We start from the raw sequence: 4347 nt of genomic DNA on the forward strand, positions 1-4347 counted from the left end.
TCTTCCGCCGGTACAGGTTCGGCAAGTCCTCGGGCGCGTACGGGCCCACCTTTCGGGAACGGCCCATCCTGCCGGCACGGTCGAGCCCAAAAACGATTCCGATGAAAACCTGAGGATCGGTGAAATCCTGCTTTCAGAAGGAAACATCTCGAACGATGACCTGCAGAAAGCGCTCTCCCTGCAAAACAGGGGGATCGGGGAAATTCTGGTTGCGGAAGGGGTGGTCCTCCCGGAAAAAATCCAGGCGGCCCTTGAAAAGCAGCACGCCGTGAGCGATCGGCCCCGTGGTTCCATCCGCGTCGACATTGAGAGGCTCGACAACCTCATGAACCTGGTCGGCGAGTTGGTCATTTCCCAAACCCAGGTGGCGGACTACTTCCGAAAGGACGGCCATTTCGAAAACGACGGTGAATTCGGGAGGAACATCGGCCACCTGGGCAAAACCACGAAAGAAATGCAGGATCAGGTGATGTCCCTGCGGATGGTTCCTCTCCGCCCGATTCTCCAGAAAATGACCCGCGTCGTCCGGGACGTCGCCCAGAAATCCGGGAAAAACGTCCGCCTCTTGCTCTCCGGCGAAGATACCGAAGTCGACAAAACCGTCAACGAAATGCTGAACGATCCGCTTGTGCATATCCTCCGGAATTCGGTGGACCACGGCATTGAAACCCCCACTGATCGCAAGGCCGCCGGGAAATCTCCGGAAGGTGTCATCCACCTTTCTGCGAAGCACGAGAGCGGAAACATCGTCATCGAGATTTCGGACGACGGGAAGGGACTCGATAAAACACGCATTTTAAGGAAAGCCGTCGAAAAAGGGCTCGTACAGGCGGATGCGCAGCTGAGTGATTCGCAGATTCACCAGATGATCATGTCCCCCGGATTTTCCACGGCCGAAAAAATCACGGATATCTCGGGAAGGGGGGTCGGTCTCGACGTCGTCAAAAGAAATATCGAGCAGCTTCGGGGCAACATTGAGGTCCAATCCACCGAGGGAAAAGGTTCCCGCTTTACGATTCGCCTTCCACTCACCCTGGCCATCATCGACGGCATGCTCGTCCTCTCGGGCGGCAATAAATTCATTCTTCCGGCCCTGTCCATCATCCGTACGCTTCAGCCGAAACCTGAGGAAATCAAGGCGATTCAGGGCAAGGGCGAGGTGATCAGCACCGCCGATGATCTGTGGCCGCTTATCCGGATGGATCGGCTCTACGGCTTGCGAGACGTGCCCATCGCCCCCGCGGACGGGCTCGCCGTGATCGTCGAAAATCACAAGGGAGAGAATTACGCCCTGCTCGTCGACGAACTCCTGGGACAGCAGCAGGTGGTCGTCAAAAGTCTGGGGCCTTTGATCCCGGAGGGAATGGGGATCGCGGGGGGAACCATTCTCGCGGATGGCCGCGTGGGTTTGATTCTCGATCTGGCGGGCATCCCCGCGGCCTTTCAAAAATTCCGGAACTCCCGCCGGGCGAAGAAAAGCCTCCCCCAGGAGAACGCACCCGGCCCAGAAGACCATGACGCGTTGGTCCGCATGTCCTCCTGAGAGGGCGCAGCGCCGAAGGAGCGAGCGATGGAAAACGGAACGGCCACGAAGATATCCCAGCGAGGGGGGAAATTTCTCACCTTCCGCCTGCGCGATGAAGAATACGCCATCGACATCCTGACCGTCCGGGAGATCATCGGCGTCCAGCCCATCACCGAAATTCCACAGGCGCCCGGCTTTCTGAAAGGCGTGATCAACCTTCGGGGAAGAATTATTCCCATCGTCGACATGCGGACAAAATTCGGTTTCCCGGAAAAAGAACACGACACCGAAACGTGCATCATCGTCATCGTGATCGAAAAGACGGCCGCCGGGATCATCGTTGACGCCGTCTTGGAGGTCTTGGACATCGAATCGGACAGTCTCGACCCGGCGCCATCCATCGGCGAGACGGATTCGAATCAGTTCGTAACCGGACTGGCAAAAATCCATGACCGCCTCATCATCCTTCTCGATCCCGCAAAAATCCTCTCGCCAACGGAAAAAGAGATCGTGGAGTCCGCCGCAGAATGAAAGAAACGCCGGTATTTGACATTCCGCGCCTCTCCCCCGAGGAGTTCAACTCGTTCCGCGCGCTTATCTACCGCTACACGGGGATATCCCTGAACCTGCAGAAAATCGAGATGGTGCGGGGGCGCCTGTCGAAGCGGTTGCGCGATCTCGGGCTGGACTCTTTCCAGGAGTATTTCGAATACCTGACCGGCAACGCCCTGGACAGCGAGTTGCCTCATCTGATTGACGCTATCTCGACGAACAAAACCTCTTTTTTCCGGGAGGCGCTTCACTTCGAATTTCTGCGCGAGGTGGTTTTCCCGGCCCTCATGTCAAAGAAAAAAAATCTCCACGAGCGGCGAATACGAATCTGGAGCGCCGGCTGCTCCACCGGAGAGGAACCCTATTCCATCGCGATGGAGGCCGCGCGGGCGGACCTGCTCTCCCTTCCCCAGTGGGACACCCAGATACTCGCAACGGATATTTCCGAAGAAGTCTTGTGTCATGCGCGAGCGGCCACCTATCAATCGGAAAAGCTGGAGGATCTGCCCGAAGGCGACATCAAACGCTTCTTCTGCAATGTGGAGAAAGGGCGGTACCGGGTCAACGACAAACTGCGGAATCACGTCCAGTTCCGCCGGCTGAATCTTCACGAAAACACTTTCCCCTTCCAGAATCCTTTCGACATTATTTTTTGCCGAAATGTGATGATCTATTTCGATATGCCCAGCAAGCGAACCCTCCTCGACAAGTACTACCGCCACCTCTTGCCCGGCGGATACCTGTTCACGGGGCATTCGGAAAGCCTCTCCAGCATCCAGACGAATTTCCGGTACGTCCGCCCGGCCGTTTACCAGAAACCATCGCCCGCTTGAAACTCCCCCGCCCTCTTTCTCTTGCTTTCACGTGAACTCCGGAATGCCGGCTGCGCACGGAATCCCCGTCGTTGCCAAAAGACTTTTTTTCGCCTAGATTGTCCCTTCATGCAGACGCAGGTGCACCCCCCATACGGGGATGCAGGGAAGCCGGTGAAAGTCCGGCGCGGACCCGCCGCTGTAACCGGGGACGAAAGCGGTTGCGAATCCACCGGCCAGTTTCCGCCGGGAAGGAAGCCGTGAGTAGACTGATCCGGAAGCCAGAAAACCGGCCTGCGATGTCATCCACCGCAGCATCCTCGCGGAAAGGGAGGTGCGGCTGAGAAGGAAAACCCACCGGCACCCCGAAGTGAATACATGCCGGCTCTCTGGGGTTTTCTGCTTTCATCCCCCATCTCTCATTTTCGATGAATACGAGATTTGCCCTCCGGGCGGCGAGGCGCCGCCCGGTCCATCCGGCAGGTGTCGGGAACCCGGTGAGAGACCGGGGCTGCCCAGCAGCTGTGAGCGACGCGGCTTTTGCAATGTACCACTGGGCCTTTCGGGCCCGGGAAGGTGCAAAAGCCGGCCATCGTCGCAAGCCAGAAGACCGGTCTGCCGGAATTCTCATCATGGCGTCTTGGGACGCCGGGAGGACTCCGCATGTTCCCGCACCGAAAAAAACAGCCCCCGAAAACCTCGTACCGCTTGCTCCTCGCCGCCGCGGGGACGGCCCTGTTGCTCTCCCTCCTCATCCCGGGTACCTCCCCTGCCCAACAAGGGGCAGACCCGCCGGAGCTACGCCTCGACCCCATCGTCGTGACGGCGACGCGAACCCCCCGGCGTCTGAGCACCGTCGGCGATTCGATCGAATCGTTTTCAAAAGAAACAATCGAACTCATCATCCCCGGCGACCTGAACGATGTATTCCGTACCGCCACCGGAATCATCGTGGAACAATCCGGCAGCCGGGGCGCCAGCACGAGCTTCCGCATCCGGGGCAGCGAAGACAATTTCGTCAGCGTCATGATTGACGGATTCAAGATCTCCGCCCCGGACGGCGGCCGCTTCGATTTCGAGAATCTCTCCCCCGAATGGATCGGAGGAGTGGAGATCCTCCGGGGCCCGCAAAGCCCGCTCTACGGCTCCGACGCCGCGGCCGGCGCCGTCAACCTCCTGCTTGACGTCGGAAAACACGGCGAACCCTACCGGTTCGAGACTGGGGCCCGTTACGGAAGCTTCACCACCTGGGAGGAGTTCTTCAAGGTGCGCGGCGGGGGGGAAAAAACGGGTTTTCTGGCCACCCTCAGCCGGATCGATACAAACGGGAGATTCGAAAACGACGGCTACTACCGGACGGTCGGCACCATCGCTTTCGACTATTTCCCCACCGATCGGGCCAAAATCCGGTTTCTCTACCAGGCCAACCAGAGCCGCTTCGATGCCACCTCCGACAAC

4 protein-coding genes and 2 riboswitches are annotated in these 4347 nt (G+C 58.7%); all 4 genes read left to right on the forward strand.

What is annotated here, in order from left to right; translation table 11 throughout:
- On the forward strand, positions 1-1543 hold a 1543-nt coding region (locus O2807_12705), incomplete at its 5' end, for an ATP-binding protein (protein ID MDA1001360.1).
- Positions 1544-1570: 27 nt separating this feature from the next.
- A complete protein-coding gene (locus O2807_12710) occupies positions 1571-2056 on the forward strand; it encodes a chemotaxis protein CheW (protein ID MDA1001361.1) in 486 nt (161 codons plus the stop codon).
- On the forward strand, positions 2053-2910 hold the full coding sequence (locus O2807_12715) for a protein-glutamate O-methyltransferase (protein ID MDA1001362.1): 858 nt from the start codon (positions 2053-2055) through the stop codon (positions 2908-2910). The genes O2807_12710 and O2807_12715 overlap by 4 nt, the downstream gene beginning before the upstream one ends.
- Before the next feature lie 101 nt (positions 2911-3011).
- A riboswitch (cobalamin riboswitch) is annotated at positions 3012-3202 on the forward strand.
- Positions 3203-3353: 151 nt separating this feature from the next.
- A riboswitch (cobalamin riboswitch) is annotated at positions 3354-3523 on the forward strand.
- Positions 3524-3552: 29 nt separating this feature from the next.
- Positions 3553-4347: TonB-dependent receptor plug domain-containing protein (locus O2807_12720; GenBank protein ID MDA1001363.1), on the forward strand; the 795-nt coding region annotated here is incomplete at its 3' end.

The organism is bacterium, from assembly GCA_027622355.1.
Classification (GTDB): Bacteria; UBA8248; UBA8248; order UBA8248; family UBA8248; genus JAQBZT01.

Bases quoted from the DNA above. Each gene is read 5' to 3' on its own strand.
- O2807_12710 (MDA1001361.1), top strand. From the start codon at position 1,571: ATGGAAAACGGAACGGCCACGAAGATATCCCAGCGAGGGGGGAAATTT.
- O2807_12715 (MDA1001362.1), top strand. From the start codon at position 2,053: ATGAAAGAAACGCCGGTATTTGACATTCCGCGCCTCTCCCCCGAGGAG.